We start from the raw sequence: 5,555 nt of genomic DNA on the forward strand, positions 1-5,555 counted from the left end.
GGTTAACGGGTGTTCGGCGGTGTCCTACTCTCCCACACCCTGTCGAGTGCAGTACCATCGGCGCTGGAGGGCTTAGCTTCCGGGTTCGGAATGGGACCGGGCGTTTCCCCTCCGCTATGACCGCCGTAACTCTATGAAACTGTCACACGGAACAATCAGGTAGAACACCACCCGGTGGTGTCCTTCCGTCAGCTCCGAAACGTGTGTTGTTTCAGATACCGCACAGTGGACGCGTAGCTTCTTTGTTATAAGTCCTCGGCCTATTAGTACCAGTCACCTCCATCCGTTACCGGACTTCCAGTTCTGGCCTATCAACCCGGTGGTCTGCCGGGGGCCTTACCCCCTCGAGGGGGTGAGAAACCTCATCTTGGAACAGGCTTCCCGCTTAGATGCTTTCAGCGGTTATCCCTTCCGAACGTAGCTAACCAGCGGTGCTCCTGGTGGAACAACTGGCACACCAGAGGTTCGTCCGTCCCGGTCCTCTCGTACTAGGGACAGCCTTCCTCAAGTTTCTAACGCGCGCGGCGGATAGAGACCGAACTGTCTCACGACGTTCTAAACCCAGCTCGCGTGCCGCTTTAATGGGCGAACAGCCCAACCCTTGGGACCTACTCCAGCCCCAGGATGCGACGAGCCGACATCGAGGTGCCAAACCATCCCGTCGATATGGACTCTTGGGGAAGATCAGCCTGTTATCCCCGGGGTACCTTTTATCCGTTGAGCGACACCGCTTCCACTTGCCGGTGCCGGATCACTAGTCCCGACTTTCGTCCCTGCTCGACTTGTCAGTCTCACAGTCAAGCTCCCTTGTGCACTTGCACTCGACACCTGATTGCCAACCAGGCTGAGGGAACCTTTGGGCGCCTCCGTTACATTTTGGGAGGCAACCGCCCCAGTTAAACTACCCACCAGGCACTGTCCCTGAACCAGATCATGGTCCGAGGTTAGAAGTCCAATACGATCAGAGTGGTATTTCAACAACGACTCCACAACCACTGGCGTGGCCACTTCACAGTCTCCCACCTATCCTACACAAACCGAATCGAACACCAATACCAAGCTGTAGTGAAGGTCCCGGGGTCTTTTCGTCCTGCCGCGCGTAACGAGCATCTTTACTCGTAATGCAATTTCGCCGAGTCTATGGTTGAGACAGCTGAGAAGTCGTTACGCCATTCGTGCAGGTCGGAACTTACCCGACAAGGAATTTCGCTACCTTAGGATGGTTATAGTTACCACCGCCGTTTACTGGGGCTTAAATTCTCAGCTTCGCTCCCGAAGGAACTAACCGGTCCTCTTAACCTTCCAGCACCGGGCAGGCGTCAGTCCGTATACATCGTCTTACGACTTCGCACGGACCTGTGTTTTTAGTAAACAGTCGCTTCTCACTGGTCTCTGCGGCCCCACCCAGCTCACACTGCAAGAGTGATCACCGGACAAGGCCCCCCTTCTCCCGAAGTTACGGGGGCATTTTGCCGAGTTCCTTAACCATAGTTATCTCGATCGCCTTAGTATTCTCTACCTGACCACCTGTGTCGGTTTGGGGTACGGGCCGTGTGAAAGCTCGCTAGAGGCTTTTCTCGGCAGCATAGGATCACTGAATTCGCCTCATTCGGCTATGCATCACCTCTCAGGCACATGAACAGCGGATTTACCTACCATTCGCCCTACAGGCTTACACCAGTGTTACCACTGACTGGCTCAGCTACCTTCCTGCGTCACCCCATCGCTTGGCTACTACCAGATCAGGTCCCATGCATCCACGTCCAGGTTCCCCGAAGGGAAGTAAGGACGCTTCAGGATGGTTAGTATCACTGATTCACCAGGGGCGCGTTCACACGGGTACGGGAATATCAACCCGTTGTCCATCGGCTACGCCTGTCGGCCTCGTCTTAGGTCCCGACTCACCCTGGGCGGATTAACCTGGCCCAGGAACCCTTGGTCATTCGGCGGACGAGTTTCTCACTCGTCTTTCGCTACTCATGCCTGCATTCTCACTCGTGTGGCCTCCACGGCTGGGTCACCCCGCCGCTTCCCTGGCCACACGACGCTCCCCTACCCATCCACACCACTGCCCAACACTCCGCAGAGTGAAGGGGGTGCATTGTGTGAATGCCGCAGCTTCGGTGGTGTACTTGAGCCCCGCTACATTGTCGGCGCAGGATCACTTGACCAGTGAGCTATTACGCACTCTTTCAAGGGTGGCTGCTTCTAAGCCAACCTCCTGGTTGTCTTCGCGACCCCACATCCTTTTCCACTTAGTACACGCTTAGGGACCTTAGCTGGCGATCTGGGCTGTTTCCCTCTCGACTACGAACCTTATCGCCCGCAGTCTCACTGCCGCGCTCTCACTCACCGGCATTCGGAGTTTGGCTGATTTCGGTAAGCTTGTAGGCCCCCTAGACCATCCAGTAGCTCTACCTCCGGTGAGAAACACGCGACGCTGCACCTAAATGCATTTCGGGGAGAACCAGCTATCACGGAGTTTGATTGGCCTTTCACCCCTACCCACAACTCATCCCCTCAGTTTTCAACCTAAGTGGGTTCGGTCCTCCACGACGTCTTACCGTCGCTTCAACCTGGCCATGGGTAGATCACTCCGCTTCGGGTCTAGAACATGCCACTGCGTCGCCCTATTCAGACTCGCTTTCGCTACGGCTACCCCACACGGGTTAACCTCGCGACATGCCACTAACTCGCAGGCTCATTCTTCAAAAGGCACGCCATCACCCCCAACGACAAGTCGTTCGAAGGCTCTGACGGATTGTAAGCGCACGGTTTCAGGTACTATTTCACTCCCCTCCCGGGGTACTTTTCACCTTTCCCTCACGGTACTAGTCCGCTATCGGTCACCAGGGAGTATTCAGGCTTATCGGGTGGTCCCGACAGATTCACACCGGATTTCACGGGCCCGGTGCTACTTGGGTTTCCATCACAACAGTCGTCATGTTTTCGTGTACGGGACTCTCACCCTCTACGACAGGCCGTTCCAGACCACTTCCACTAACACAACGATTTCTTACTGTCGGCCAACACGGCAGTATCGACACTGATGAACCCCACAACCCCACAAATGCAACACCTGCCGGCTATCACACATTCATGGTTTAGCCTCTTCCGCTTTCGCTCGCCACTACTCACGGAATCACTATTGTTTTCTCTTCCTGTGGGTACTGAGATGTTTCACTTCCCCACGTTCCCTCCACACACCCTATATATTCAGGTGCGGGTAACACGACATCACTCGTGCTGGGTTTCCCCATTCGGACATCCTCGGATCTCAGCTCGGTTGACAGCTCCCCGAGGCTTATCGCAGCCTCCTACGTCCTTCATCGGCTCCTGGTGCCAAGGCATCCACCGTACGCTCTTCATTACTTACAACAAAGATGCTCGCGTCCACTGTGCAGTTCTCAAACAACACACAAACAAAGAAACCCACACAGACACCAGACCAAGAGAACCCGCCCTCACGGACACATCCTCCTGCGGTTTGACCTGCAGTTCCCGTTTGTCGTCACTTACCTGAAAGAGACAAACACTCACGTGTTCCCTCAGGACCCAACAGTGCGCCGATATATCACCCGCCGGCCGATCATCATGATCGACCACACCGCGGGAAAGCTTGTCAGTGTTCCACCCATGAGCTCCCACCGAACAACGACTGTGCTCGTAATGGGCTCTGCCAGAACATCATCCACTGACTGTTCAGTGGTACACGAACTGGAGAACGCTCCTTAGAAAGGAGGTGATCCAGCCGCACCTTCCGGTACGGCTACCTTGTTACGACTTCGTCCCAATCGCCGATCCCACCTTCGACAGCTCCCTCCCACAAGGGGTTAGGCCACCGGCTTCGGGTGTTACCGACTTTCATGACGTGACGGGCGGTGTGTACAAGGCCCGGGAACGTATTCACCGCAGCGTTGCTGATCTGCGATTACTAGCGACTCCGACTTCACGGGGTCGAGTTGCAGACCCCGATCCGAACTGAGACCGGCTTTAAGGGATTCGCTCCACCTCACGGTATCGCAGCCCTCTGTACCGGCCATTGTAGCATGTGTGAAGCCCTGGACATAAGGGGCATGATGACTTGACGTCGTCCCCACCTTCCTCCGAGTTGACCCCGGCAGTCTCTTACGAGTCCCCACCATTACGTGCTGGCAACATAAGACAAGGGTTGCGCTCGTTGCGGGACTTAACCCAACATCTCACGACACGAGCTGACGACAGCCATGCACCACCTGTATACCGACCACAAGGGGGGCCACATCTCTGCAGCTTTCCGGTATATGTCAAACCCAGGTAAGGTTCTTCGCGTTGCATCGAATTAATCCACATGCTCCGCCGCTTGTGCGGGCCCCCGTCAATTCCTTTGAGTTTTAGCCTTGCGGCCGTACTCCCCAGGCGGGGCGCTTAATGCGTTAGCTACGGCACGGATCCCGTGGAAGGAACCCACACCTAGCGCCCACCGTTTACGGCGTGGACTACCAGGGTATCTAATCCTGTTTGCTACCCACGCTTTCGTTCCTCAGCGTCAGTTACTGCCCAGAGACCCGCCTTCGCCACCGGTGTTCCTCCTGATATCTGCGCATTTCACCGCTACACCAGGAATTCCAGTCTCCCCTGCAGTACTCAAGTCTGCCCGTATCGCCTGCAAGCTCACAGTTGAGCTGTGAGTTTTCACAAACGACGCGACAAACCGCCTACGAACTCTTTACGCCCAGTAATTCCGGACAACGCTTGCACCCTACGTATTACCGCGGCTGCTGGCACGTAGTTAGCCGGTGCTTCTTCTGCAGGTACCGTCACTCACGCTTCGTCCCTGCTGAAAGAGGTTTACAACCCGAAGGCCGTCATCCCTCACGCGGCGTCGCTGCATCAGGCTTTCGCCCATTGTGCAATATTCCCCACTGCTGCCTCCCGTAGGAGTCTGGGCCGTGTCTCAGTCCCAGTGTGGCCGGTCACCCTCTCAGGTCGGCTACCCGTCGTCGCCTTGGTAGGCCATTACCCCACCAACAAGCTGATAGGCCGCGGGCTCATCCTGCACCAGTAAACCTTTCCACCCCCAGCCATGCAGCCGAAGGTCGTATCCGGTATTAGACCCAGTTTCCCAGGCTTATCCCGAAGTGCAGGGCAGATCACCCACGTGTTACTCACCCGTTCGCCGCTCGTGTACCCCGAAGGGCCTTACCGCTCGACTTGCATGTGTTAAGCACGCCGCCAGCGTTCGTCCTGAGCCAGGATCAAACTCTCCGTTGAAGACTCACGATACAAGGTCCGAAAACCCTTATCAGTCAAAGACATCGAGTCAAATCACTAGCAAAAAAACTCAACTAGCAAAAATACAGCCGGCACATCCCAGACGGAAGAATGGAACGCACCGACAAAACACCCACACCACCAACCACAACCAACCCACAAAGAGCCGACCGAAAAAAGTGATGCAGGAGTACCAAACAATTGGCACTGACATTCATCGACACACTGTTGAGTTCTCAAAGAACACGCACACACCATCACCACCGACACACCATGCCAGCCGATCCGGGGCAACCGTTCCA

At 55.7% G+C, this 5,555-nt stretch carries 3 rRNA genes; all 3 read right to left on the reverse strand.

The features are described 5' to 3' along the window. Positions 1–11: 11 nt before the first annotated feature. The 3 genes from rrf to RM2_RS22410 all read right to left on the reverse strand — a co-directional run bounded on the left by rrf (position 12) and on the right by RM2_RS22410 (position 5,253). A 5S ribosomal RNA gene (gene rrf / locus RM2_RS22400) occupies positions 12–128 on the reverse strand. A gap of 115 nt (positions 129–243) precedes the next feature. Beyond that, positions 244–3,378 (reverse strand): 23S ribosomal RNA (locus RM2_RS22405). Positions 3,379–3,735: 357 nt separating this feature from the next. Continuing rightward, positions 3,736–5,253: ribosomal RNA gene (locus RM2_RS22410) — 16S ribosomal RNA — on the reverse strand. Together the 16S, 23S and 5S rRNA genes form the textbook arrangement of a ribosomal RNA operon. Positions 5,254–5,555: the final 302 nt, after the last annotated feature.

Source organism: Rhodococcus marinonascens NBRC 14363 (assembly GCF_001894885.1).
GTDB classification, from domain to species: Bacteria; Actinomycetota; Actinomycetes; order Mycobacteriales; family Mycobacteriaceae; genus Rhodococcus_F; species Rhodococcus_F marinonascens.